Source organism: Salicibibacter cibarius, assembly GCF_016495725.1.
GTDB lineage: Bacteria > Bacillota > Bacilli > Bacillales > Marinococcaceae > Salicibibacter > Salicibibacter cibarius.
On record NZ_CP054705.1, the window covers coordinates 1,739,571 to 1,766,265 of the forward strand.

At 43.5% G+C, this 26,695-nt stretch carries 27 protein-coding genes; 24 read left to right on the forward strand and 3 right to left on the reverse strand.

Annotation, left to right across the window (positions count from 1 at the left end; all coding sequences use genetic code 11):
* The first annotated feature begins 111 nt into the window (after positions 1 to 111).
* Positions 112 to 1,020, forward strand: coding sequence for an RpnC/YadD family protein (locus HUG15_RS09150; protein WP_211202365.1), 909 nt, complete (start codon positions 112 to 114; stop codon positions 1,018 to 1,020).
* Positions 1,021 to 1,358: 338 nt separating this feature from the next.
* Complete coding sequence (locus HUG15_RS09155; protein ID WP_200128345.1) at positions 1,359 to 1,466, forward strand: CBS domain-containing protein; 108 nt, start codon at positions 1,359 to 1,361, stop codon at positions 1,464 to 1,466.
* A 153-nt stretch (positions 1,467 to 1,619) separates the two neighbouring features.
* On the opposite strand, the gene allD is transcribed toward HUG15_RS09155, so the two are convergent.
* Positions 1,620 to 2,627: an ureidoglycolate dehydrogenase gene (allD, locus tag HUG15_RS09160; RefSeq protein ID WP_200128346.1), complete on the reverse strand. Its 1,008-nt coding sequence runs from the start codon at positions 2,625 to 2,627 to the stop codon at positions 1,620 to 1,622.
* A gap of 120 nt (positions 2,628 to 2,747) precedes the next feature.
* Between allD and HUG15_RS09165 the strand changes: the two genes are divergently transcribed.
* The 14 genes from HUG15_RS09165 to HUG15_RS09230 all read left to right on the forward strand — a co-directional run bounded on the left by HUG15_RS09165 (position 2,748) and on the right by HUG15_RS09230 (position 15,985).
* The gene (locus tag HUG15_RS09165; protein ID WP_200128347.1) at positions 2,748 to 3,419 is read left to right on the forward strand and encodes a GntR family transcriptional regulator; all 672 of its coding nucleotides are present in this window, start codon (positions 2,748 to 2,750) and stop codon (positions 3,417 to 3,419) included.
* Between the two features lie 21 nt (positions 3,420 to 3,440).
* Entirely contained in the window at positions 3,441 to 4,448 is a 1,008-nt protein-coding gene (locus HUG15_RS09170) for a TRAP transporter substrate-binding protein (RefSeq protein WP_200128348.1), read from the forward strand.
* A complete protein-coding gene (locus HUG15_RS09175; RefSeq protein WP_200128349.1) occupies positions 4,445 to 4,924 on the forward strand; it encodes a TRAP transporter small permease in 480 nt (159 codons plus the stop codon). Before HUG15_RS09170 ends, HUG15_RS09175 begins: the two co-directional genes overlap by 4 nt.
* Positions 4,921 to 6,201, forward strand: coding sequence for a TRAP transporter large permease (locus HUG15_RS09180; protein WP_200128350.1), 1,281 nt, complete (start codon positions 4,921 to 4,923; stop codon positions 6,199 to 6,201). The genes HUG15_RS09175 and HUG15_RS09180 overlap by 4 nt, the downstream gene beginning before the upstream one ends.
* 18 nt (positions 6,202 to 6,219) lie before the next feature.
* Entirely contained in the window at positions 6,220 to 7,236 is a 1,017-nt protein-coding gene (locus HUG15_RS09185; protein ID WP_200128351.1) for a zinc-binding alcohol dehydrogenase family protein, read from the forward strand.
* Positions 7,237 to 7,254: 18 nt separating this feature from the next.
* A complete protein-coding gene (uxuA, locus tag HUG15_RS09190) occupies positions 7,255 to 8,331 on the forward strand; it encodes a mannonate dehydratase (RefSeq protein WP_200128352.1) in 1,077 nt (358 codons plus the stop codon).
* 1 nt (position 8,332) lies between these two features.
* Complete coding sequence (locus HUG15_RS09195; RefSeq protein WP_200128353.1) at positions 8,333 to 9,181, forward strand: SDR family oxidoreductase; 849 nt, start codon at positions 8,333 to 8,335, stop codon at positions 9,179 to 9,181.
* 187 nt (positions 9,182 to 9,368) lie between these two features.
* Positions 9,369 to 10,856 carry a xylulokinase gene (locus HUG15_RS09200; protein WP_200128354.1) on the forward strand — a complete coding sequence of 496 codons (1,488 nt, stop codon included), beginning with the start codon at positions 9,369 to 9,371 and terminating at the stop codon, positions 10,854 to 10,856.
* A 144-nt stretch (positions 10,857 to 11,000) separates the two neighbouring features.
* Positions 11,001 to 12,152 carry an NAD(P)/FAD-dependent oxidoreductase gene (locus tag HUG15_RS09205; RefSeq protein WP_200128355.1) on the forward strand — a complete coding sequence of 384 codons (1,152 nt, stop codon included), beginning with the start codon at positions 11,001 to 11,003 and terminating at the stop codon, positions 12,150 to 12,152.
* 23 nt (positions 12,153 to 12,175) lie between these two features.
* Positions 12,176 to 13,528 carry a TRAP transporter large permease subunit gene (locus HUG15_RS09210; RefSeq protein WP_200128356.1) on the forward strand — a complete coding sequence of 451 codons (1,353 nt, stop codon included), beginning with the start codon at positions 12,176 to 12,178 and terminating at the stop codon, positions 13,526 to 13,528.
* Positions 13,529 to 13,541: 13 nt separating this feature from the next.
* On the forward strand, positions 13,542 to 14,243 hold the full coding sequence (locus tag HUG15_RS09215; protein ID WP_200128357.1) for an aspartate/glutamate racemase family protein: 702 nt from the start codon (positions 13,542 to 13,544) through the stop codon (positions 14,241 to 14,243).
* A 22-nt stretch (positions 14,244 to 14,265) separates the two neighbouring features.
* Positions 14,266 to 14,490 (forward strand): (2Fe-2S)-binding protein, encoded by a 225-nt coding sequence (locus HUG15_RS09220; RefSeq protein WP_200128358.1) that lies wholly within the window; start codon positions 14,266 to 14,268, stop codon positions 14,488 to 14,490.
* Positions 14,487 to 14,786, forward strand: coding sequence for a (2Fe-2S)-binding protein (locus HUG15_RS09225; RefSeq protein ID WP_200128359.1), 300 nt, complete (start codon positions 14,487 to 14,489; stop codon positions 14,784 to 14,786). The genes HUG15_RS09220 and HUG15_RS09225 overlap by 4 nt, the downstream gene beginning before the upstream one ends.
* Entirely contained in the window at positions 14,783 to 15,985 is a 1,203-nt protein-coding gene (locus tag HUG15_RS09230; protein WP_200128360.1) for an NAD(P)/FAD-dependent oxidoreductase, read from the forward strand. The genes HUG15_RS09225 and HUG15_RS09230 overlap by 4 nt, the downstream gene beginning before the upstream one ends.
* Positions 15,986 to 16,498: 513 nt before the next feature.
* Here HUG15_RS09230 and iscB read toward each other — a convergent pair.
* Both iscB and HUG15_RS09240 read right to left on the reverse strand, forming a co-directional pair.
* On the reverse strand, positions 16,499 to 17,764 hold the full coding sequence (iscB, locus tag HUG15_RS09235; RefSeq protein ID WP_200128361.1) for an RNA-guided endonuclease IscB: 1,266 nt from the start codon (positions 17,762 to 17,764) through the stop codon (positions 16,499 to 16,501).
* Positions 17,765 to 17,974: 210 nt separating this feature from the next.
* Positions 17,975 to 18,169 (reverse strand): hypothetical protein, encoded by a 195-nt coding sequence (locus tag HUG15_RS09240; RefSeq protein WP_200128362.1) that lies wholly within the window; start codon positions 18,167 to 18,169, stop codon positions 17,975 to 17,977.
* Between the two features lie 153 nt (positions 18,170 to 18,322).
* Between HUG15_RS09240 and megL the strand changes: the two genes are divergently transcribed.
* From megL to HUG15_RS09285, 8 genes are all read left to right on the forward strand, one after another.
* Positions 18,323 to 19,498 carry a methionine gamma-lyase gene (gene megL / locus HUG15_RS09245; protein ID WP_200128363.1) on the forward strand — a complete coding sequence of 392 codons (1,176 nt, stop codon included), beginning with the start codon at positions 18,323 to 18,325 and terminating at the stop codon, positions 19,496 to 19,498.
* 579 nt (positions 19,499 to 20,077) lie between these two features.
* On the forward strand, positions 20,078 to 20,674 hold the full coding sequence (locus tag HUG15_RS09255; protein WP_211202366.1) for a YczE/YyaS/YitT family protein: 597 nt from the start codon (positions 20,078 to 20,080) through the stop codon (positions 20,672 to 20,674).
* Between the two features lie 169 nt (positions 20,675 to 20,843).
* On the forward strand, positions 20,844 to 22,205 hold the full coding sequence (locus HUG15_RS09260; protein WP_200128366.1) for a four-carbon acid sugar kinase family protein: 1,362 nt from the start codon (positions 20,844 to 20,846) through the stop codon (positions 22,203 to 22,205).
* A complete protein-coding gene (locus tag HUG15_RS09265; RefSeq protein ID WP_246516564.1) occupies positions 22,202 to 22,843 on the forward strand; it encodes a GntR family transcriptional regulator in 642 nt (213 codons plus the stop codon). Before HUG15_RS09260 ends, HUG15_RS09265 begins: the two co-directional genes overlap by 4 nt.
* Before the next feature lie 15 nt (positions 22,844 to 22,858).
* On the forward strand, positions 22,859 to 23,887 hold the full coding sequence (locus tag HUG15_RS09270) for a zinc-dependent alcohol dehydrogenase (protein WP_200128367.1): 1,029 nt from the start codon (positions 22,859 to 22,861) through the stop codon (positions 23,885 to 23,887).
* A gap of 14 nt (positions 23,888 to 23,901) precedes the next feature.
* Positions 23,902 to 24,903, forward strand: a complete 1,002-nt coding sequence (locus HUG15_RS09275; RefSeq protein WP_200128368.1) for a TRAP transporter substrate-binding protein — start codon at positions 23,902 to 23,904, stop codon at positions 24,901 to 24,903.
* Between the two features lie 13 nt (positions 24,904 to 24,916).
* Positions 24,917 to 25,420 carry a TRAP transporter small permease gene (locus HUG15_RS09280; protein WP_200128369.1) on the forward strand — a complete coding sequence of 168 codons (504 nt, stop codon included), beginning with the start codon at positions 24,917 to 24,919 and terminating at the stop codon, positions 25,418 to 25,420.
* Complete coding sequence (locus HUG15_RS09285; protein ID WP_200128370.1) at positions 25,414 to 26,685, forward strand: TRAP transporter large permease; 1,272 nt, start codon at positions 25,414 to 25,416, stop codon at positions 26,683 to 26,685. The genes HUG15_RS09280 and HUG15_RS09285 overlap by 7 nt, the downstream gene beginning before the upstream one ends.
* The last annotated feature ends 10 nt before the right edge of the window (positions 26,686 to 26,695 follow it).

Here is a 26,695-nt window from a genome sequence, read left to right on the forward strand (position 1 = left end):
TGGCCGAGGGATGATATAGCTACTATTGTTACATTTATCAGTATATACATGCCATCCCCATTTTGCTATAATAAAAGAAAACACTTGATCGTTATGAAGAGAGGTGAAGCGGTGAAAGAAAATGAATCAATTTCCTGGCACCCATCATTTGCGGCGGCCTTGCAATTGGAATTGCAAGCCTACGCAGATGAGTTGGATTTCAAGCAAGAATATGAGTTGACGAGCGAACCGTTGAAAGTTGACGTTCTGATTCTAAAAGATGGGGAAGCGCACATTGATAAAAATATTGGCAGAATCTTTCGTCATTACAATATTATCGAATACAAATCTCCGAAAGACTACCTCTCGATTGATGATTTTTATAAAGGGATGGCTTACGTATATCTATTTAAAAATACGGGCGCCGATGGCACGGACACCATTGATATTCGCGAGATGACGTTAACGTTGGTTAGTTTGTATAAGCCGATGAGGCTCTTGCGACATTTAAAGAAGTGGGAGAAACATGTCTATTCAGAATACGAAGGGGTATACTATATCGAAGGGATGGACGTGCCCATCCAACTTCTTATTCAGGATGATCTGCCCAATAAGGAAAACGAACACTTAACGCTGTTGACCGATCAATTAAATGAAAAAGAGAAGTTAGCGCATACGTTGAGTAAGTATTTTCAAGACAATAAAAATAAACGCTACCTGATTATGTTGCACGCGGTTGTTCAAGCCAACCCCCAATTATTTACGGAGGTGATTGAAATGATGCAAAAACTGGAGTACGATCCGGACACGCAAAAAAAGATTGATGAAGTCGTCCGCGAATTTGAATGGGATAAAAAATGGATGCAAGAGGGATTTGAAAAGGGAAAAGAAGAGGGAAAGGCAGAAGGAAAAGCAGAAGGTAGTGAAGAAACCAAGGAAGAAATAGCCAAAAACTTGCTTGCTAAGGGCATGAGCCCTGAACACATTTCGGAAGCAACTGAATTACCCATTGAGGCCATTAGGAAATTAAAAAGGGAATAAAATTTCTTATAATGACCTGCAGTAATATGACGGGCTTCCTTAGGAAGTCTTTTTTTGGTAGGTAAGAAAGTATAAATCAAAGTATAAATCAACTTTCTTACCTACATAAGTTGGGCTAAAACTTTTCGCCATAAAAGCTTGGCGAAAAGCCAAGTTTTCTAATACTATATTAATTTTAGTAATCAGCCGAAAGTGAAGGTTTATCAGCCAAAAAAGCAATATAAAATGCTGTCGTCCATAACCTTGTCCTCTCTTTTACGCACATACTTTTCTCTATACGAGCCCGGAAAAAGAAGGAATGTCCATTGTCGCGAAATCAAAACTCAGGAAATATGATAGTGAAGAATGCAGTTTCCATTGACCCAAATCAATCCATACAAGAAGTAGCTGCATTGATGGAGCAACATGATATTGGCTTTTTGCCGGTGGTGCAAACGGCCAATTAGCCGGTGTAGTGGCATCGGAGACTTTGCTTTAAACGACATCCATGCGAACGAAGTGGAACAAACACTTGCGAAATATCGGTTAGATGAATATGAACATCTTTAAATATCCAGTGAAGCCGAGGTACATTACGCCCTGGTTTACGCAACTTTCAGCTAATCAATTAAAAAATCCCATATATGCTGCGGAAATGGAATGCCATTTTCCTTTCTGCTTTCTTCTTCCAACATCTCAGGTTCGCCGGGAACCATTACACGGCTAAATGATTCCGTAGGTTTAGCGGCATGAATCTCTTTGATCATTTGATCCATCGTTGCCAAGAACGAATTCATAGCTACAAACTTCTCTGGATTAATGACCATAAAAAAATGGCCGAGACCCCGATATTGGTCATAGTCCCCGTACATTTTAGATATGTGGGGACCAAAAGCCGAACCTGTTAACAAGGCGGAGAAAACCTCGACGACCATAGCAAGGCCATAACCTTTCGCTCCCCCAAACGGCGTGAGCGATGCAACTTCATTTGGGTCCGTTGTATCTATGCCTGTAGCATCGACGCCCCATCCTTCAGGTATCACCTCCCCTTTTTCCCGTGCATTCAATACCTTTCCAAGCGCAACATTGCTAGTTGCGAAGTCCAAAACGATTGGTTTTTCTTTTTTAGTCGGAAAACCGAAAGCAATAGGATTCGTTCCGAAAAATGAATCGGCGCCTCCATATGGAACAACAACTTTATCAGCATGACTCATTGCAATGCCGATAAGCTGTTCTTCCGTAGCCTGGTTTACGAAATAAGAAAGTGCACCGCAATGGCTGCTGTTTTTCACCGCGACAGCTCCTGTGCCTGATTCTTTTGCCATTGAGATTGCCTCATCCATCGCCCGTTTGGAAATTATATGCCCAAAGCCATTGTCGCCATCATATTTGCCTGTATTACCGCTCGTTTTTTCTAAGCTGGACTGTGCTTCTATATTCAAACCGCCCGCTTTCACACGCTCGATATAATGCTCAACCCTAAGCACCCCGTGAGAATCTACCCCCCGTAAATTCGCATGAACAAGGACATCAGCAATGATCTCTGCTTCATCCTGTCGCACTCCGTTTGCTATAAACTTTGCAATGACTTTTTCTTTGAGTTCATTATGTGTAACAGTAATGTTCATTTTTTTCTCCTTAATTTTTTTGTAGTTTTTGTAGGACAACGCTTTCAATTTCTATAAAAATATACTACCATACTTGTATGGTAGTATGATAATATTGCAAACACAAGGGGATGGAGCCTTTTGAACTCTTTATCCAAACATATTTCTACACGGGAATGGGTGTATGAATCGCTGAGAAAAGATATTATTACCCTTAAATTTAAACCGGGATCCTCAATCTCGGAAAAAGAGATATCGGAAAAGCTTGAAGTTAGTCGTACACCGGTCAGAGAGGCTTTTCAAAAACTGGCTCAAGATTACTTGCTCGATATCCTTCCGCAAAGAGGATCATTTGTAACGTTGATTGATTCTACGCAAGTAGAAGATGCCCGTTTTATTCGTGAACATCTGGAAGTTGCCTCTGTACGGCTTGCATGTTCACATTTTGATGCTGAAGTGCTTGATCAACTTTCTATGAATTTTCGCATGCAAGAACTGTTTATGCAGGAAAAAAAATTCGATGATCTATTTCTTCTTGATGAAGAGTTTCACGCATTAATTTCAAAAGGGTGCGGCAAAAGCCGTGTCTGGAACGTGATCTCGCAAGTTAATGTTCACTTGGATCGGGTAAGAATGCTAAGCATGGCGGCAGAATACAACTGGAAAACAATTTTGCGACACCATGCGGACATCATGGAAGCGATTAAACAGGGTGACGCTGATGCTGCAGAGGCCATTATGCGTGAACATCTGTCGCTCGTTTCGGTTGATCAAGTAACATTAAAAGAATTATTCCCTAATTATTTCAAGTAATGAACGCAGGGAGGGAAATTTATGTGGAAAAAAACAAGCTTTCTGACATTATCCGCCACGCTCATTCTTTCGGGTTGTGCGGCGGGGGACCAGGACACCGAAGATGATGTAACCCGATGGACGATGACCCACGTATCCGATCAAAGCCACCCTTGGCACGAAACCTCAGAGGTGTTTGCTGAGCTAGTGGAAGAAAAAACAAACGGACAAATCGTGATTGATATATATCCGAACAGTCAGCTTGGGGATGAGGTTGACAGCATTAACAGCATTAAATATGGCGCTACTGATGTTACGATTACCGGTGAAACGTTGGAAGTTTGGACGCCAAGCGCGATTTTGATGGCGACGCCCTATGCATTTGAAGATGAGGAGCATAAACAACGGGTCATTGAAGGCGAGATCGGTGAAACGATTGAACAGGATATCATCGATGATGTCGGTTTAACGCCTTTATTTTATATGGATCGTTCTCCACGTAATTTAACGTCAAACGTTCCGATCACCCACCCTGATGATTTAAACGGATTTAATGTTCGTGTTCCGAATGTACCCCTGTTTTTGGATGCGTGGGAAGAAGCGGGTGCCAACCCGCAAGTGATCGGACTGGATGAAACATTTACCGGTCTTCAGCAAGGGATGATCGACGGTCAGGAAAATCCGAATGATTTAACGGAGAGTAACGGGTTTTATGAAGTGCAAGACTACTTGAATCTTACTGAGCATGTCCCTTCCTGGATTTATGTTGTTGTTGGCAATGAACAACTAGAGGAACTACCGGACGATCAAAGAGATCAAGTGCTCGAAGCTGCCGAAGAAGCTGAAACGTATGCCCAAGAATTAATGGAAGAGGACGCTGAGGAAGTAGACGAGCGTTTAAAAGAAGCAGGGATTACGTTCAATGAGGTTGACCAAGATGCCTTCCAAGAGGTAATGCTCCCGGCTATTCAGGATAATTTAGGTGAAGAGCAATACGAACTCTACTTGGAAATCATCGAAGAAGGGAATGGAGAGGAGGAAGACAGATGAAAGCGGCAACGGTATTCGATAAAATCTTGAAATATATGGCAATCCTTTTATTCACGAGTTTACTCATCGTCGTAATCATTCAGATACTGGATCGCTACCTTCCTTATAGTGCAGTTTGGACGGAAGAATTATCCCGTTATTTATTTGTCTACGCGATTACGTTTGCAGCACCGCTGGCCATTCGTAAAAATGAATTTATACAAGTAGATCTGCTCATTAATGCTCTGCCGGAAAAATGGCGACGGCTGTATCAAAGCTTTATGTATCTATTAGTTGCCGCCTTTTCTGTTGCCCTATTCATTGAAGGGGTCCGTTTCTATCAGCTCGGAGGGGAATTTGTAGCCCCGGCTCTCGATATTCCGATGAGCTATGTATATGCCTCTGTTCCGCTTCTGGCTGTTTTCTTGTTCATTTACTCAATCATTTTTATCGTTGACCGGTTTACAAAGCGTATGTCAGAAGGTGATCCATCATGATGGCTTTAGTATTGGTTATTGGGTTTCTAGTATTAATTATGCTTGGTGTCCCCATTGCTTTTAGTTTGGGTATTTCTTCTTTATTTTATCTTTTAGTGACCGATATCCCGCTCACTATTATTCCGCAGGCGATGTTTTCAGGAATGGATTCTTTCGTTATGCTCGCCATTCCCGCTTTTATCCTTGCCGGAAATCTTATGAATGCCGGTGGCATCACTGATCGGATTATTACTTTTGCAAAAGCATGTGTCGGACATATCCGCGGGGGGCTCGGAATGACAAATGTCGCTTCATCACTAGGTTTCGCCGGAATTTCCGGAACTGCTTTGTCGGACACGGCAAGCCTTGGTTCGGTCCTGATTCCGTCCATGAAAAAAGAAGGGTACGGAGGTGGGTTCTCGGCAGCCGTAACGTCGATTTCTTCAACGGTCGGACCGATGTTGCCTCCTTCGCTTCCAATGATTATCATTGGAACACTTGCCGGCATTTCCATCGGAGATTTGTTTATCGCCGGTGCAATACCAGGACTGCTTCTCGCCGCAGGGTTTTTAATCGTCACTTACGCCATATCGGTAAAACGAAGATATCCAAAAGGAGATCGTCAGCCTTTGTCGGTTGTAGGCAAATCTTTTCTTGGTGCGTTTTGGGCGTTGTTAATGGTTGTCATTATTATGTGGGGGATTTTAGGAGGTTATTTTACACCGACGGAAGCAGCCGTGATCGCTGTTGTCTATGCTTTTATTATCGGCGGACTTGTCTACCGTGAACTAAAACCAAGAGAAATTCCGACTATTATAGGAAACACGTTAACGTTAACGTTAACAGCATCCATTATATTGCTCGTCGGGTTAGCTAACCTTTTCGGGTGGATTCTCGTCTACGAAGATATTCCGATTATGCTTGCTGATGGCATTTTATCCATCACGGAAAATTCATTTTTAATCGTGCTGTTAATGCTCGGTTTGCTTCTTATTATCGGTATGTTCATAGAGACAATAGCAGCCCTTGTTATACTATTCCCCGTTTTGTTGCCTGTTGCGGAAAGCATCGGCATGGACCCGATTCATTTTGGTGTTGTTATGGTACTCACACTCATGATCGGGTTGTCTACACCACCGGTGGGCGTATGCTTGTTTGTGGCTTCCGGTATTGCAAAAGTGCCAATTGGAAAGACAGTTAAAGAGCTGATCCCCTACTTTGGCGTAGCATTGCTTGTTCTTTTGCTTGTTAGCTACATCCCATCGTTATCGTTATTTTTACCAAGTCTTTTTGATTAATAAAGGAAGTGATTTAGAATGCAAGCCATCCAAGTGTTGGAACCGGGAAAATTGGATGTTGTTATGAAGGATAAGCCTGAAGTCGAGCGTTCGGATGATGTGCTCGTCAAAATCAAAGCTGTCGGGATTTGCGGATCGGACATGCACATTTACCACGGCAGCAACCCCTTCACCGTCTATCCGAGAGTAATCGGGCATGAAGTCTCCGGTGAAGTGGCGTCTGTCGGGAGTCAGGTAAGCACGCTTAAGCCGGGGGATAGGGTCGCGTTAGAGCCGATCTCTTACTGCGGAGAGTGTTATGCTTGCCGCAAAGGACGTCCGAATGTATGTGTGAATCTGGAAGTATCTGGAGTGCATCGGGATGGCGGGATGAGAGAATTTATGGTGGCACCTGCCGACAAGTGGCATAAAGTCAGTGAGCATGTTTCTTTTGAAGCAGCAGCATTGGCCGAACCGATGACAATTGGCGCTCAAGCCACGATGCGGGGAAACGTTCAAAAGGGTGATACGGTACTGATCATGGGTGCCGGTCCAACAGGACTAAGTTGCTTAGCTTTGGCCAAACAACACGGAGCAACAACATTCATTTCCGATTTTAATCAGGAGCGGCTTGACTATGCCAAAAGCATCGGCGCCGATTACCTCTTACACCCGGGAGAAGAAGATATTGAAAAGGTGATTGCCGATAAGACCGATCAAGAACTTGCCAACGTGGTCATTGATGCTGTTGGTACCGCGGGTACGTTTGAACAAGCAGTGACGCTCGCTTCAGTCGCGGGAAATGTTGTTACTCTAGGCTTTAACGAACAACCGTCATCGATTGCTTCTTTATTATTGACAAAAAAAGAGTTAACAGTAGCAGGATCACGTTTACAAACGCATCAATTTAAGTCAGTGATCGAAGAAGTGAACAAAGGAAATATTGACCCGGAAGCGATGATTTCCCATACCTTTCACTTCCAACAAGTAAAAGAGGCTTTTGAATTACTGGAAAATCCCAATAAAGAGGTACGAAAAATCGTGCTTACGTTTTAGAAAAGAGGTGCATCGTACATGCGCATGGTATTTCGTTGGTTCGGAAAAAATAACGACTCCGTAACATTGGAGCAAATCAAGCAAATTCCCGGTGTCGAAGGGATCGTTTGGGCCTTGCATGACCGCGAAGCCGGAGAAGTTTGGCCTTTGGACGAAGTGATGGAAGTAAAAGAACAAGCCGAAGAACACGGTTTTCACATTGACGTTGTGGAAAGCATTAATGTCCATGAAGACATCAAGCTGGGTCTTCCTTCCCGAGACCGTTACATTGAAAACTATAAAGAAAGCATTAAAAACGTTGCTGCCGCTGGCGCTAAGGTTATTTGCTACAACTTTATGCCGGTGTTCGATTGGACACGTACGGATTTATTTAAAGAAATGGAAGATGGCTCCACTGCCCTTTTTTATGAAAATGCGAAAGTCGAAGGGATGGATCCAAAGGAACTCGTCAACCAAACGACGAGCAACGCGGAATACACAATGCCCGGATGGGAGCCGGAAAGGTTAAAAGACCTTGAACGATTGTTTGATGCCTATAGGGGCATGACAGAAGAAGACCTTTGGAACAACTTGCACTATTTTCTTGAGCAAGTATTGCCGGTCGCGGATCAGCATGACATTCAAATGGCGATTCACCCTGACGATCCGCCCTGGTCTGTTTTCGGTTTGCCAAGAATTATTACGAGCGAGGCCAACGTTGAACGTTTTTTATCGTTGTCGGATAGTCCCGCTCACGGAATTACATTATGCAGCGGTTCACTCGGTGCAAATCCGGATAATGATATCGCCGGCATTATACGCAAGTATCATAACCGTATACCATTTGCGCACATTCGTAACGTTAACGTTCGAGAAAACGGGGATTTTATTGAAACATCCCATCGCAGCAAGGACGGCTCCGTCGACATTGCCGATATCGTAAAAGCCTATCACGAAAATGAGTACACGGGCTATGTCCGTCCCGATCACGGCAGGCATATTTGGGAGGAAAAGTGCCGACCGGGATATGGCTTGTATGATCGTGCGCTTGGCATCATGCACCTATGGGGGCTTTGGGATGCCTATGAATTAGCGAAAGAGAAAGGAAACCATTAGAATGTTGCCAAATCATGAATCCTTGAAGAATAAAGTAGCGATTGTTACCGGAGGAAGTGGCGTTCTTTGCAGAGTGATGTCACAGGAATTGGCTCGACAAGGAATGAAGGTTGCCATTTTGAACCGCACTTCCGAAAAAGGGCAGGAAGTTGCCAATGAAATAAAAGAAAAAGGCGGAAGTGCTATAGCCGTATCTTGTGATGTTTTGGATGAAGAAAGTGTGCATCAAGCCCGTGAACAAATAAATGCAGAACTTGGCCCCTGTCAGTTATTGATTAACGGGGCAGGGGGCAATCACCCTGATGCTACGACATCCAAAGAAACCTTTAATATTGAAGATATTGAAGACACCTCTGTCAGAACTTTTTTCGATATGACTCTTTCAGGCTTTGATCACGTTTTTAAACTCAATTTATTGGGAACGGTCTTGCCAACGCAAATTTTCGCTAAAGATATGGTAGAACAAGAAGGGACCGCGATCGTTAATATATCCTCAATGAGTGCGCCCTCTCCGATGACAAAAGTGCCCGCCTATAGTGGTGCAAAAGCAGCGATAGAAAATTTAACCCAATGGCTCGCCGTTCATTTTGCCGATGTTGGAATCCGCGTGAACGCCATCGCCCCCGGTTTCTTTTTAACAGAACAAAATCGATCATTGTTAACAACGGAGGACGGAGGCCTTACGGCACGCGCGAATAAAATTATTGACCACACGCCAATGGGGAGGTTCGGGGATCCGAAAGATCTCCTGGGTTCCCTTCTCTGGTTAGCGGACGAAGAAACCTCCCGTTTTGTAACCGGCATTACAGTTCCTGTAGACGGCGGATTCATGGCTTATTCAGGTGTGTGAATAATGGAAGCCAGGAAGACGTAGACCGTTTCCTGGCTTTTATAAATGTACCCGGGATGTGCAAGAAACCAATATCGATTTCCAGCTTAATGTTACAAAATATTCCTACTGTTTATTTTCAGTTGGAATATGCCGCATTAAGTTATAAAATACACCTATGAATATAAGAAAATAAGTGGGGAAAAACATGGAGTACATTGCGACGTTTGATATTGGGACATCCAGTGTCAAAGGAGTGTTGGTAGGTAGGGACGGCTCGTTGCATTATCCCGAAATGCGTCCGGTACATACAGATTATCGGGACGTTGGGCGCGTGGAGCAAGATCCCGAGCAATGGTGGGAGAAGGTATGTCACATTGCTTTTTCTTGGTGGAAAAACGGCATAAACCCTCAACATGTCAATGCGATCGTCATGAGCGGACAGATGCAGGATTGTATTCCGATCGATGCGGATGGCCAACCGGTGCGCCCGGCCATCCTTTATTCTGATAACCGTGCAGAAGAACAAGCGGAGTATATTGCGCAAGACACTCACGACCTATCTCTTAAAACAGGAAATCATTTTGATGGAACGATGGTTTTTCCAAAGATAAAGTGGCTGCAGGAAAAGGAACGTGAAGTCTATGATCGGACAGCGACCATATGTGTGAGTGCGAAAGACTACGTGATTTTTCAGTTGACAAAAAAACCCGTTGTTGATTCTGTAACGGGGGCCACTACGGGAATGATGGATTTACGTCGCAAGGAATGGATCTCAAAATGGATGGAGGAGCAAGGCCTCGATGCTCAAAAACTTCCGCCTCTAGTCGATCCTAGTGCCAAGGTTGGAGAAGTCGTTGAAAAAAGCGCTAAGCAAAGTGGTTTCGTCCGGGGAACTCCCGTGCTATGCGGAGCCGGGGATGCCGGTGCAACGACCATGGGCGCCGGAGTTGTGGAGCAAGGAGATAAGTATGTCTATCTCGGTTCAACTGGTTGGGTTGCCTTTGTCACCGAAACGATTACAGCGCAAGCGGATGGTATTTTTCATCTTGCGAATTTAACGCCGGATGAATACATCGCCATAGCACCGATGTTGAACGTTGGCAATGCACACCTTTGGGCGGTTGATCTCTTTGGGGATGGCGGGGAAAAGGATTACGCAGGGTTTGAACATGCGGTTCAATCCACGTCGCCCGGTGCTTCAGATGTCCTATTTCTACCATATCTAAAAGGCGAGCGTTTTCCCGTTCAGGATATGTCTGCTTCGGGTTCTTTTATGAATATAAGGGAGACGACAACAAAAGCGCATTTAAGCCGTGCCGTTTTGGAAGGCGTGTCCATGTCGATACGCCAAACAATGGATACGTTGATCGGCGAAGATGCGGGGCAGACGCCACTTACGCTTATTGGCGGAGGGACGCAAAGTGAATCGTGGTGCCAGATTTTAGCCGATGTTTGCCAGAGCTTTGTGCGCGTACCTGAACACCCCGAATATTTACCGTCATTAGGCGTAGCTGCCGCCGGTTTTGTTCACTTGCAATGGTCGGCCAATTACCGGGAATTTCATCAGCATATTATGCAAAATCAATCAATGAAAACATACGATCCGGATGCCAATGTGAAAGAGACATATGATCGTTTATACGAAAAATTTAAGGCGTTGTATCCCGCGATCAAAGATTGGTCGAAACGCTAGTGACAAATCCAATAACCGTATCTATACCAGCCGAAAACGCCTCTATATCAGCCAAAACAAACGGTTTATCAGCCATTTCGGCCTCGGTAGGGTATATTTCAACCATTTAGCAGTAGAGACCTGTTAGTAAGGAGCGCGTTTTTCGTGAAGACAGCAGATGCCGTTGTGATCGGCGGAGGCGTGATAGGAACGTCCATTGCCTATCGTTTAGCCGAAGGGAATCGAAAAGTGATTTTAATAGAAAAAGGAGAAATAGGCTCTCGAACTTCAGGATCTTGTGATAAGGCTATATTTCTCCAATCCAAAAAACCGGGATTTCCGAGTGAATTGGCAAAAGAGAGCAGAGCTGTTTATGAAAATCTTGAAGAAGAGCTCGATTTTTCTTTTGAATTCAAACGAGGGGGCGGGATGATTGTTGTTCAATCCGAAAAATACGTGCCCTTCATGAAGGATTTTGTAGAAAAGCAAAAACAAGCCGGCATCGATATTCAACTTTTAGACCAAAAAGAAGCAAGAGACCGACAGCCCTGCCTATCGAAAGATATTATCGGCTCCACGTATAGCAATGAAGATGCGGAAGTGAACCCGATGTTATTAAGTCAGGCATTTGCCGCTGCTGCGAAGCGAAAAGGGGTTGATATTCGCACGCATACGGAAGTGGTTGATATCGTGATTGACAATGGGAAAGTGGTCGGGGTACAGACGCCTAAAGAATATATTGCCACTGAAATGGTTGTTAATGCGGCCGGACCCTTCGCACCTCAGATTGGAAACATGGTCGGCATCAATATCCCGATTCAACCCCGCCGCGGGGTCATTCTTATTTCCGAAAAAATAAATCCAATCATCTACGGGAACATTTTATGCTCCCAATATATTGCGGCAAAACACATGAATCAAGCAGAAGATGCGCCCGCTTTTGGAGTCGGACTCTCCTTAGGGCAAACAGATGCCGGGAACTTACTCATCGGGGCAAGCCGGGAGTTTGAAGGGTTTAATAAATCCGTGGAGTCGGAAGTGCTTCCGGCGATTGCCAAACATGCAGCGAGCATCGTTCCGAGCCTGGGAAACGTTCGGATCATTCGTTCCATGGTAGGTTTTCGTCCGTACACGGGGGATGGATTGCCGATTGTTGACGAAGCTCGCGATGCTGAAGGCTTTATCATAGCAGCGGGACACGAGGGGGACGGGATCGCCCTAGCGCCGATCACCGGATTGCTCGTCCGTGACTTGATAGATAAAAAAGGGGACTATCCATCTTTTCTGGAGAAATTAAACCTTGATCGCTTTAAGTAGGTGAGGAGAAACGAGGGAGTTAGGTGCTAGAGATTATCATTCCGCTGCTTATCTTGTTCACGATTGTATTGATTCCGCAAATCCCTAAAATAGGGGGAGAAGTGCGACTGGCATTAATCCTTGCCGCACTATCCGCGGCTGTGCTGGGGGGATTAACTCCGGTTGAAATCGGGTCTGCCTTCATCGATGGGGTCGATCAATTGGCTTGGGTGATCATGTTGTCCATTGCAGGAAGCATCTATGCGGAGACGCAAGTGAAATTAGGTGCCATGCAGACGACAATGCTTAGCTTACGTTCGCTTTTCGGACGATCGTCGATAGGTTTAGTCGCGGCTGTTTTAGTCGCATTAACGTTCGCCGGCTCACTTCTTGGGGATGCCATAGCCGCATCTGCCGTTATCGGCTTCCTTGTCATACGTTCCTTGGCTGATTTGAACATTAAACCGGAACAAATCGGCATGATTATATTGGTGGGCGCCTCCTTGGGCTCACTCATGCCTCCGATTTCACAAGGGGTTATTTTGTCTTCCTCCCTGATTGACATTGATCCGACGCCTGTTATTATCATTAGTATTTTCACCGTTACAGGCGGCGTTTTGTTTGCCATCCTGGATGCCGGCCGGTTTGTGCGCGGGAAGCGCTTGCCGGAACATCTCTTGCCCAATCAATCTTTTTTTACCATAATAAAAGAAAGATGGAAAACATTAATCCCGCTTATTGTGTTGGCGGTTATTGTCGTGCTTGATACCGGATTTGCTTTTAACATATTCACGGTTTGGGAACCGATGGAGCGAGCGGTTACCTATTTGGAAGGAGTGCCGATTCTGAATGGGGTCGTATTTCCGATCGTTCTGGCCATTATGATGGGTGCGATCATCAGCTTTTTCTATTCGAGTGTTCGTAAAGAAGCAGGGACAGTATTTAAACAAGGGGTCAAAAACATAAGCAAAACCGTGCAAATTCAATTGTCTGCGGGTTTTATGGTTGGGGTTTTTAGTGCAACGGGGATGATCGATCGCGTTTCGGAGCTTATGGAAGGGTTACAGGCAACTGCGCTTAAACTCGGGGGGACGGTTAGCATGTTATTAGTAGGGATGCTGACGGGTTCGCAAACGACCGCGCAGACGATAACGGTGCCTTTTCTTGCTCCCGCCTTGGAGAACCTTGATGTTGATCCTGTGAATATCGCCCTTGGGGCTGCGCACATTGCGGCCGGCGGGCAGAATCTTCCTCCCGTAGGGTTGACCGCCTTCGTGGTGGCTGGGCTGATAGGAGGTATTTTAAGCAAAAAAGTAGATCCGGTAAAAGTGATGATTCTGGCTGTGCCGGCATCGTTGTATTTAACGCTCGTCGGATTGATTGCCTGGTTTATCTGAGGAGGAACGAACCGTGATCGGGATATTAATGCTAGAGACAACGTTTCATAGACCGATCGGGGACATTGGCAACCCGAAGACGTTTTCGTTTCCGGTCATTTATAAAACGGTAAAAGGAGCGACCGTTGCTCGCGCGATGGATAAAGCGGGCGACAGTGAACTGGTCGATCTTTTTGTAAAAGCTGCCAAAGTGCTTGAAAATGAGGGCGCAAAGGCAATCACAACGAGTTGTGGTTTTCTGGCTATTTTTCAGCAAGAGATTCAACGAGCCTTAACGATTCCTTTCTTTTCATCAAGTTTGCTGCAAATTCCATTCGCAAGTTGTGTTACAGGTGGCACGGTTGGTGTAATGACGGCTAAGAAATCGAGTTTAACCGCGCGACACTTTAAGGGGGTCGGTGCCGATCATGCGCCCGTAGTGATCGAAGGGATGGATGATCAGCCTGCATTCACTTCCGCGATTGTCGATCAAACGGAAAATCTTAATGAGAATGCCGTCGCTAAGGAAATGGAACAAGTGACTTATCGTCTGCTCGAAAAACATCCGGAAGTAACGGCGATTGTTTTGGAATGCACGAACATGCCTCCTTATAGAAAAAAAATACAAGCAATCACCGACTTTCCTATTTTTGATATAAATGCATTAATCAATTACATGTTTGATGCTATCCTTGGGGGTGCCGTGAATTCAAGATGTCATGATCTGTCGATGTGAAGAGGTCTATTACCGTGAGATAATGAAGGCCATAGAGGAAGGAAGCACAACATCGAAAGAAATAAAACTTCAAACACGGGCAGGCATGGGGATTTGCCAGGGGAGAACGTGTCGGCCGCTGATCGATCAAGCGGTATCCAAGCACATGAAAGAAGCGATACCGGATTCAAGCCGTCTAACGCATAACAACCCCATCCGCCCGATCACCTTAACCGATTTAGCAAACAACACGAAGAGGGATGAATGATGAGAATCACTGATCACCCGGTATTAGGTCCGTTAGAGAACAAAGAAGTAACGATTCAATTTAATGGCGTCGATTATATTGGACTTGAAAATGAATCGATCGCGGCGACGTTACTCGCCAACGGCATCCGAACGTTGCGATATTCGGAAAAAGAACGTAAACCACGAGGTATCTACTGTGGCATCGGCCATTGCTATGAATGCCGGGTAACTGTGAACGGAGAAAGAAGTGTTCGCGCCTGTATCACTCCCGTGAAAGATCAAATGATTGTTGAATCGCAAGGGTTTCAATCATGAAGTATGATCTTATCATTATAGGCTCGGGGCCGGCCGGTTTGAGTGCCGGCATAGAAGCGGCGAAACATGGCGCGAAAGTGATTATTGTTGATGAGAACCCGTTTTCCGGCGGCAAGTTAATCGGCCAATTGCATGAAGAGCCAAAAAATGGATGGTGGATCGGAAAACAAGTGGCAGACACGCTTACTGAAGAAGCAAAAGCGCACGGTGTTCGTTTTTTGCATGAAAGAGAAGTATGGGGAATTTTTCCGAAGTGGACGGTTAAGTTGAACAAGGGAGAGGCGTTACACGCACCATTTGTATTGATCGCTACCGGGGCTGCCGAAAAGGCTATTCCCATACCGGGATGGACATTGCCGGGGGTAATGGCGATCGGAGCGGCGCAAGTGATGAATAACTACCATCGGGTACAACCCGGGAAAAAAGTGGCAGTTGTTGGCGTCGATCCGCTAGCTTTAACGGTCGCCCACGAGATGAAAATGGGAGGCGTGGATGTCGTTGGACTTTTTCTTCCACCGAGCAATGATTTTTCACAGGAGAAATCCAGACCGAAAGAAATGATCGCTGACTTGGCATCGATGTCGAATCTAGCCCCAAATGCTCTCTTGAAAACAGCTGGAAAGATGGTCCGAAATAGATTTATAAGGAGCATAGGTGCTCATTTATACCCTGCGCAAGGTGTAAAGGTATGGGATATCCCCTTATTTTTAAGAAAAAATGTAAGGGAAATTAATGGGGATCGACAAGTAGAAAGCATAACGGTCGATCAGATTGATGCTCACGGTGATGTACAATCGAATCGCCGGCAAACGATAGACGTCGATGGCGTTTGCATTTCCGGAGGGCTCTATCCTGTATCAGAACTCCCGGCCGCGATTGGATGCGCATCTGCCTACATTGAAGAATTAGGCGGGCATGTTCCTTTACACGGAGAGGATTTGCAGACAACCCAAGACGGGATTTATGTCGCGGGGAACATAACAGGCATTGAAGGCGCAAAAATAGCGATGGCACAAGGTGAATTAGTGGGCTTTGGCGTTAGCGAAAGAGCAGGGTTTATTGAAGATGTTGGTGGTCAACGTAGGCTTGAATACATGGAAAAAATCAAGGAAGCAAGAGAAACATCCGCGATCAAATTCATGCGAAACATTGATGAGGGTCGAGAGAAAATGACGAGGCGGTGGCGGGATCACGAGTGAAAAGCGGAAGGGCATGCATCGTGAACTAGGGACAATAGCGCTATTTCCCTTGAACGGAGAGCGAAGAAGAAGCAAAGTAATCCCCAAACGGAGGTCAAGCTACTCTAAGAGGAACAGGAGAAGCAAAGTAATCCCTCAAACGGAGATCGAGCTGTTCCGAGAGGAACAAGAATATGCAAAGTAATTCTCGTCCCTCTCAGAGTGAGAAGACCGTCTTTTGAGGAGCGACAACGACACTGAGAATGGGGATGGCGAACAAAGGGAGTTTCTGAAATAGACCACTAGCTCTTCAAGTGTGATATTTTTCCTCAATCTTATCCTTCTTTAAAACAGCTATAACCTTGGCATCAAGGGTGGAATTATCGACTAAAATTAATGAATCAATATTTGATAGGTGGCGCTTTAAATTAGAAAGGCTTTTATCACTTCTGCGAATGACATCATTCGTTGGGATGTCATGTCCACCATTTTCAACAAGGGTTTCGGCAAGGATTTCCCCTCAAAATCTGTGATTTAGTGGGGGAGGAATTGCCAATTGTTTGTGTGTTTGATAAACGTGAGTTCTTTTAGTGGAACTTGTTTGTAACTTTTATCTGGGTTTGTGAGATATTGGTCTTCGATGTTTTTGACAAAGGCCATGCTTGTACCATTGAAACCCGAGATCCATCCCACTTTTCCTTGAAACAACACTTTGTCATTGAGATAAAATCCCTTTAGATACGGTTTGTTCTTTATATTTCGCTGACTGATTGTATTTTTATACTTTCTTCCTTTCCGTGCTGTTGCTTCATGTAAAGATCGTTTCTTTTTGCGGAACTGCTTGATCTTGAAGATGGAATGGGTGTCATAATCAATCTTATCTATCCCACTGATCGCTATCGCGTCGTTATAATGGGTTTTATCTAACCCTAATGCTTTACGTTTAGGTGTCGTAACGGAACCATAGGTGATATTTGCATCCGAATATTTATCAAACACTCTCCTGCGAAACACATTCATGAACGTACCTTCTTTATAGCTAGGTAGCTTTTTGCCCTCCATCATCCACTCCCAAAGGATTTTCCCTTTTTTATGATTCTCATGCGTATGACAATCGGTACAAACAGTAATGAGATTATCCGCACGATCACTACCACCATGAGAACGATAGACAATATGATGGGTATTCAGTATCTTGCTTTGTTTCTTGCAAACTTGGCACGTATAGTTGTCTCTTGCAAACACAAAATACCGCACATCATAGTAGCCATAAGTTTGTCCTTTTTGATAATCGATCCCTTGAATGTCAGGATTGATCATCTTGTGAGGATCGAATTTGCCAACTTCGATTGTTAATGTTGGATTCGGCACAAGGGAACAGAATTTATCGATCCATCTGAATGTGTTTTGAATCCGACTTTCGATACTCAGTGGTAGCCATCCGTCGGGGCGTTTTCGATTGTCAAAGCGTGGTTTTCGATAGCGTGTCTTACGATGACGCCTTGATTGCCTATACGCTCGTCTTGTATTCAGCAAACTTTTCACGTCTTGACGGGTTTCGATGTCACCTTTTGCAAGCACTTTATCCTCGCTAGTGATCGCAACGCCTGTATCTTTCGCGCCCAAATCAACGCCTATATTCACATTTTGCTTGTAGCCACTTGATCCATATAATAGCTGGATCGTAAAGGGTTCATAAGATACGATTTTAGCTTTCTTTTGTTTCAGTAATCGCCTTGCTTTTTGCGGTTTGCACGGCATTAGTGACTCGCCATGCCTATTTTTTACGAACACTAACATGAAGTGTTCCTCCTTTCTAGGAGTTGTTTCCCTTCGCCAATGTTATCGACCCTTCGCGATGTGGTTGACGTCTCCTACCCCTCAGAGATGTTTACAGAGCCACGAAAGAGCTACGGACTAGGGAATCATCCATAGGTTTCTTCATGGTCGATAACGTAGTCAGTTAAGACTTAGGCTAGTCAATAAAGGCTTTTCAAGCCCCTTCCAATTCTACGAATTGGTGGGAGTTATTGACTCTACCTCACCTGCTCCACAAACGGGCTCGTTAGGATAATGTCTCACGATGGTTTGTCTCTCCGGATCATAATATACAATGGACGTATCATTTATTTTTGCATCTAACAATGCACGTTCTCCTGTCATTCGAACTACTTTTTCCAAACGATCAATATCTAAACCTCGCATATCATGCGCGCCTCCCAGTGTGATTTCTGTTTATTAAGTTTATCATTTTGGAAGAATACCTACAATTCGCCTGGTATTGATCCAAACCCTTTACCGCAGTCCATCAACTTTCCGCTCATCATACTGTAGAATAGGGAGAGAGGAGGGGTTTTTATGCCACTAAATAAAGAAACAGGTTATATTCATGGCCACGAGGACAAAGAGCGTCATTACGGGAGTTTGGTGCCGCCTATTTATCAATCGAGTACGTTTACATTTCCTGACGCGGAAAGTGGGGCGGCTCGTTTTTCCGGAAATGGAAACGGATATATGTATAGCCGTTTAGGAAACCCGACGGTCCGGGAATTTGAAGAGCGTATGGCTGCGGCTGAACGTGGCGAGAAAGCGCTGGCATTTGCTTCCGGGATGGCTGCTGTCTCTGCCGTTTTAACATCTTTACTGAGAAGTGGAGATCATGTACTCGTTTCCAAAGGCGTGTACGGTTGTACATTCGGGCTTTTATCGTGGCTTTCCGATCGTTTTGACGTTCATGCCAACTACATTTCTATGGAAAATAAATCGGACCTTGCAGAAAACCTCCAGCCAACAACAAAAGTCATTTATGTGGAAACGCCGATTAATCCAACGATGAAAATGACAGACTTTTCACTTATTACACAATTCGCGCAGGAACATAACCTCACGGTGATCGTGGACAATACCTTCGCTTCCCCTTATCTACAGCGCCCGCTCGAGCATAACGCTGATGTCGTCGTCCACAGTGCCACAAAATATTTAGGCGGTCATGGCGATGTGATTGCCGGGGTGGCGGTCGGAAGTTTCGATTTTATGGAAGTCGTCCGAAAAAATGCACAAAAAGATATGGGCGGCGTCCTCGGATCTTTCGAAGCCTGGTTGTTGCTGCGGGGGATGAAGACCCTTTCCGTGCGTATGGACCGTCACTGCGCCAACGCGAAGGTGATTGCCGAAAAGCTGAAAAAACATCTGCAAGTCGAAACCATCTTTTTTCCGGGAGACCCCGATTTTCAACAATGCGAATTAACGTCAAAACAAATGGATCAGCCCGGAGGAATGATCAGCTTTACCGTTAAAGGCGGAAAAGAAGCGGCTTTTAACGTGATGAATCGACTGAAAATGATCGCGATCGCGGTCAGTCTCGGCGACGCGGAAACGCTCATTCAACATCCGGCATCGATGACCCATGCCGTCATTCCGGAAGCCGAGCGAGAGTTTATGGGGATTAGCGATAATATGCTTCGTTTATCGGTCGGGCTTGAGCATTATGAAGATATTTGGAATGATTTGGAGCAGGCATTGGCAGGAAATTGAATCTGTTTGGGAATAAGGCGAGTGTGACAACGCATGGCACCCGAACGAGCACGAATCCGCTCATTACGGTCACCATGAAGCGGTTATGACACCCTAACGCAGGAATCGATCGTTTTTTCGGTTGTCATGAACAATGTATGGCGACCTAACTTGATCGAAGCAGGGCTTTACGGGCGCCATGGAACGATTATGGCGCCCGAACAAGCACGAATCCGCTCATTTTCATCTTTTCATGGGGTGTCGCAACGCATCATGCTTATTTGAGGCGGCTTGAACCTGCTGCTGATTTCATGCCTTAATCGAAAAATCGGGTCAGTGTAAAAATATCGGAAAAATTCCTTCTTGATAACTTAAATGAAGGAGCGTATAATTGCTTAGGTTAGCCTTTGTAAGGGAACCCTACTAATCTTGGAAACAATGAATAAAACCTCAATAAAAGACAAGTGAATCAACGAAAGAAGGTTTAGCATGTCAAGGCAACATAGAGATAATAAGCATCACGGTAGCATCTCTTTTTTCTTATCAAGGGTTGCTTTATTTTTCGCCGGATTATTAACGCTCTCGTTTGGGGGCAGCTTGATGATCCAATCTACGCTCGGCTCAGCAACATGGGACGTTCTTCATATCGGCCTCGCTAATCTGACGCCTTTAACGATTGGCATGTGGGTTCAGACCGTTGGTATTCTGATGATCGGTATAACTTGCTATATTGAAAAAAGAAGACCACAGATCGGCAGTTTCGTTAACATCCTTTGTGTAGGCGTTTTTCTGGATGCCTGGTTACATCTTCCGATCCAGCAAGTTTTTCAAAGCACTTGGCAGTTATTTTTTGTATTAATTGCCGGCATTGTCTTCATGGGTATTGGCGCCGGCATGTATGTATCCACACGCCTTGGGGCAGGGCCGCGCGATGGCATGACCCTTGCCCTTGCCAATAAGTCAGGGTGGTCGATCCGTCTCGTGCGTACAATAATGGAAGGAACAGCCCTTCTTCTCGGCTGGCTTCTTGGTGGCCCGGTTGCCATCGGCACATTTGCATCCGTATTCTTGATTGGTCCCGTCATGCAAGCATCGCTTGGTTTTTGGCGAAAACAAGTGTCAAAATGGGAGACGACTGCCCCTGTGCAACAGCAGAGAACAAAAAGAAGAGCATATGCTTCGTCGACGAGTGCGTGATGAGTAGGTGAGCTGCGCCCAAAGGGGTGCGGTTCTTTTTTTACGCTAAATTTGTACATTGTTACAACTAAATTTGTGTTGACTAATGAAAGCGGTTGTATTAAAGTGTCTATATAATATCTAACTTAGATCTAAGTTAGATCTGAAAAAGAACGGAGTGATATATAATATGGAAAATCGTGTCTTACTTGCGTTTTATGGTGACGACTTCACAGGATCTACGGATGCTATGGAAGCGTTAGATCAGTATGGATTACGGACAATTTTATTTTTAGGGTTGCCAACTGAAGAATTGTTAAAGCAATTTCAAAATGTGGACTGCATTGGCGTGGCTGGTACCGCAAGAGCTAAAAATAAATACGAAATGAAAAAAGAGCTAGAACCAATTTTTGATAAATTGAATGATATTAATCCATATTTTGTTCACTATAAAGTTTGTTCAACCTTCGATTCATCCCCGGAAGTGGGAAGTATTGGTTATGCATGTGATGTAGCCAGGGGTTATTTTAAAGAAGGAACTTACCCGCTATTGGTGGGAACTCCGGATTTAGGTCGATATACAATATTTGGAAATCATTTTGCTGATCTAAACGGAACAATTTATCGACTTGATAAACATCCTGTCATGTCTAATCATCCTGTTACACCAATGCATGAAGCAGATTTGGGCGATCATTTGCAAAAGCAGACGGAACAAACAATAGATCGTATTTCTGTAAATGATATGAACATTCATCCAGCGAATAGCCCTTTTTCTCAAACAACCGAATGTTCCATAACATTGTATGATGCGTTAGAAGAAAAACACGTAGATTGGTTTGCGGAAGATATTTGGGGAAAAGTCAGCTCAAATCCACAATTCCTCATAGGCTCCTCTGGAATAGAGCATGCAATTGCAAAAAGATGGAGCCAAAATAATAACAGTAAACATGTAGAAAGTAACAAAAAGGTTAAAAAAATAAACCGGATGTTAGTGGTATCAGGAAGCGTTTCTGAAGTGACTAAACAACAGTTAGATGATGCAGAGGTTGCTGGTTTTCATATGGAGCAAGTTCCTTACAGGCTATTAACTGAGGACAAAATTCCAGAAGATTATATGAAACATATTCTGCAATTGTTGGACGACCAAGAAAAAGTGGTACTTTACACAGCAAAGGGAACAGAAGACCCATCTATATATTTGACTAAGGAGCATTTTCAGAACGTAGATATAAAAGAAGAAGAAATTGGGACTTATATTGGACAAAAGCTTGGAGAATGGACGAAGTACATTATGGAAAGCTCACAATTGCAGCGGCTAGTCATTTCAGGTGGAGATACTTCAGGGTTCGTTACTTCCCAATTAAGCATTTATGCTTTGGAAGTTCTTTCTTCTGTAGCGCCGGGAGCACCTTTATGTCGAGCTTATTCTGATGATAAACGATTTGATGGGTTGGAAATAGCGTTAAAAAGTGGTCAACTTGGAGGAAAAAACTTTTTTAACAAAGTGTTTATGTTAGAAAATACTAACGACTATGGGGATAACTTATGAACAATAAAAAATCAAACATGTTATTTAAAGATGTTGCTTATAACCAAATTAAAGAAAAACTTTTAGAAGAAGAATACGCACCAGGAACGTTATTATCTGAGAAAACTCTGATAGATGATCTGAAAATGAGCAAAACCCCCATTAAATCAGCATTGATAAGGTTAGAAGCGGAAGGGTTCGTAACGGTTTCCTCAAAACAAGGGGTTCTGGTCAATGATTTAACGATTGATCGAATTAACAATATATATAACCTACGAATAGCTTTGGAAACTTTTAACTGTGAACAAATCTATTCACAAATTACGAAAGAACAGTTGGAACATTTATGGGAAAATCTTGAAGAAACAAAAATTGTATCAGAGAAACTAGACGTAAAGGAATTTGCGAGTTTGGACCATGGGTTTCACCTTAGTATTAGTGAAATTGCGGGAAATGATGAAATTACCCGTGTCTTATTAAATTATCAAGATCATCTCTTACGCATCACGTTACGTCATTTACGCAAAGATCCAAGTAGAGTACGTAAATTTTACCAAGAACATGTAGCGATTATGAAAGCGCTAGAAAAACACGAAAAGGAAAGCATAAGATTAATGCGCCAACATTTACAAGAATCAAAATCTATTCTTTTTCAATAATATGGAGTGAATGAAATGAAAGCCGTTTTTGTGGAAAATGCAGAACAAGTTAAGGTGAAGGAAGTTAATCGACCAAATATTAAAAGTGATGAAGTTTTAATTAAGGTTATCAAAGCTGGAATTTGTGGATCAGATATCCATACCTATAAAGGTTTGCACCCATTTCGAAAACCTCCGGTCATTATGGGTCATGAGGTAGCAGGAGAAGTTGCTGAAGTAGGAAATGACGTATCTAAAGTCAAGGTGGGAGATCGTGTAACGGTAGAACCGCAAAAAGGTACCGGAGAAAGTGAGGGGATAATGACAGGTAATGTGAACTATTCCGATGAACGCTTAGCCCCAGGTATGGGAGAATGGCTTGGAACGATGGCGGAATATTTTGTTGCCCCTGAAACGTTGGTGCTTTCGTTGCCGGATTCAGTAAGCTATGAAAAAGGAGTTCTTATGGAACCTTTGGCAGTAGGCGTTCATGCAGCATTTAAAGGAGAAGTACATCCTTCGGACCGAATTGCTATTTTAGGGGCTGGCCCCATTGGATTATTAACGCTTGCCGCCGTGTATGCTCGTAATGTCAAAAGCACTCTAGTGACGGACGTTTTTGACTATCCTTTAGATATAGCTCGAGATATGGGGGCCCGCACAACGCTAAATATAGGTGGTAAATCTAACTGGGTAACAGAGGCAAAAGAAATTATGGGCGGTTCTTTCGATAAGGTATTCATTACAGCTGGGGTGCCAGGAATCATCAATCAAGCCCTCCACCTGTTAAAAAAAGGCGGGCGAATAGTAACGGTCGCTATGTTCCAAGATCAGCAAAAAATAGATATTGAACAGCTACAGCAGAACGAAAAGGAGATTGTAGGCTGTATGACCTACAATAGACCCGACTCGGAGGAGGCTTTGAGCATTATCGAAGATAACAAAATTCCATTAGAGAAAGTAATATCTCATCAGTTGCCTTATGAACAAGCAGCAGATGGATTTCGAATGGTTGATAAAAAAGAAGATCAGTCAGTTAAAGTATTGATTAACTTTGATGCTTAGGAGATTATAACTATATGAATAAAAAAAGCTTTATGATATCAGTTATGGTGATGGCGATTTGGATTACTGGATGTAGTTCGTCTGCATCCTCTTTCGATGAGGAAAAAGAGGATACGACAACTCTTCGATTAGGTCATATCACTAGTGAAGATGATGCATGGCATTTAGCATCAATTAGATTTGCAGATTTAGTTGAAGAGAAAACCAATGGTTCAGTTGAAGTGGAACTTTATCCAAATTCGACGTTAGGTGGAGATCGTGATCTTATCGAAGGAATGCAAATCGGTTCAATTGATTTTGCGTTAGTAGCAGGAGTGATGTCGAATTTCCACGAATCATTTGCAATTTTAGAGTTACCGTATTTATTTCAGGACGAGGAACATCTAGAGCAATTTCTTTATGGAGAGTCCGGAGAAAAATTACAGGAAGAAATGTTGGGAGAAACTGGAGTACGTGGTTTGGAATTTTGGATGAGAGCTCCAAGACAATTAACTACAAACACTCTTGTCGAAAAACCGGAAGATTTGCATGGTGAACAAATAAGAGTGCCCAATATAGAGGCGTCTGTACAAGGTTGGGAAGCGATGGGTGCAAATCCGATCTCCATGGATTTTGGTGAAGTCTACTCATCACTTCAAACAGGCGTTCTTGATGGTCAAGAAAATCCAACAGCTTTTGCCACGAGTTCCCAAATCCAAGAAGTACAGGATTACTTGGTAATGACAGATCATGTATTTGGATATGTGCAACTTACAATGAGTGATCAAACATACCAGAAATTGAATGAAGATGAACAGAATGCTGTAGAAGAAGCTGCATATGAAGCTCGAGAATATCAAAATGAAATCGTTTTCGAAGAAGAAGAGCAGGGGATGCAAGAAATGCTTGATGCGGGAGTAGAGATAGTTGAGATTGATCAAGAACCATTTCGAGAGGCTGTTCAGCCAGTGCATGAAGAAATAGCGGATAAATATGATCGAGAACTGTATGAAGAAATCATTGGATTAAGGGATTGAAGGAGGGTGAATGATGCGAACGTATTTGCAAGTAATAGATAAAATGAATGACATATTAAAATATGTTACATCATTTTTTATAGCACTGCTTGCTATATTGGTGATAATACAAGTCTTCAGTAGGTTTGTCATCAATTTTCCGTTCATTTGGTCGGAAGAAGTAGCTCGCTATGCAATGGTTTATGTAGTCTTTTTGGGGTCAGCATTGGCTACACGATACAATCAGCATATTGCAATTGATTTTTTGCTTCAGATAGTTAGTGAAAAAAAGCAAAACAAATTAAAAATTATAATCACATGGGTAAGTATTTTATTTTTTGCCTTGCTATGTTACCAAGGTGCTATTTTGACAGTGACCGTATGGGAACAGACATCACCTACCACAGGGCTTTCAATGTCATGGGCATATGCAGCTATACCGCTTGGAGCTGGCATGATGCTTTTAAACGCATTAGCACTGCTTTCAGAGATGAAGGTGTCGGGGATTGACGAACAGGAAGGTGATGTTCAGTGGTAACTATTTTGTTTGTCTCGTTAGTCGTATTATTGTTCTTAGGGGTCCCGGTAGCTATTGCAATGGGTCTTGCTTCTGGTTTAGCTTTACTTGTGGATGATACGCCTTTAATGGTGATTGCTCAACGAGCGTTTGTAGAAATTGACTCCTTTCCTTTAATGGCTATTCCATTATTTATGTTGGCAGGAGTTATTATGCAGTATGGTGGACTATCGCAGCGTCTTATCAACTTTGCGAATGCCTTAACAGGTCACATTTCTGGCGGGATTTCTATCGTAACAATTGTAGCAACGATGTTCTTTGCCGCCATATCTGGTTCTGGTGTAGCAGCCACAGCTACATTAGGAGCTATTTTAATACCTGCCATGGTTGAAAGAAGTTATCATAAAGAGTTTGCCGGCAGCGTTCAAGGTGCGGCTGGAACATTAGGAATAGTCATTCCCCCAAGTATTCCTATTATTTTATATGGAGTCGCAGCTGGAGACTCTGTGGGTGATCTTTTTGTCGCGGGGTTAGTACCTGGTATTTTGATGGGATTAGGATTAATTATTGTGGTCATGATTGTATCTAAAAAGCGGGATTATCCTAAGGAGTCAGTAACAACGAAACAAGAACTGGGAAAAACTTTTTTAGAAGCGGTTCCTGCTTTAATTATGCCCATAATCGTATTGGGAGGGATTTATAGTGGTATTTTCACTGCCACAGAAGCTGCTGGTGTAGCGGTTGCGTATTCATTTTTAGTTAGCGCAGTTTTTTACAAGTCTATAAATAAAAAAAATATAGGGGAAGTGTTAACTCAATCTAGTATAACATCTGCAGGGATTATGTTTATCCTGGCTGGTGCTGGATTTTTCGGGTGGATTCTTACAAGAGAAAACATACCCCAACAAGTGGCCGGAACATTTACAGCTTTATCTGACAATCCTATAGTATTTCTCACCGTTGTAATGATCTTATTATTAATAATAGGTATGTTTATGGAAACAAACGCTTCCATTGTTATTTTAGCTCCCATCCTTGCGCCAGTAGCAACGGAATTAGGAATTGACCCTATTCATTTTGGAATTGTCGTGATCGTTACGTTATCTATCGGAATGATAACACCTCCATTTGGCATGAACTTATTTATTGTCTGTAAGATTGCAAACGCACGATTAGATCAAGTGGCAAAAAGTATGATTCCTTTCTATGTTGCTATTTTAGTTATTTTAGCTATAATTGCTTACATTCCTTCAGTATCAATAGGCTTACTAGAATTATTTGAGTAAGGAAGTGATG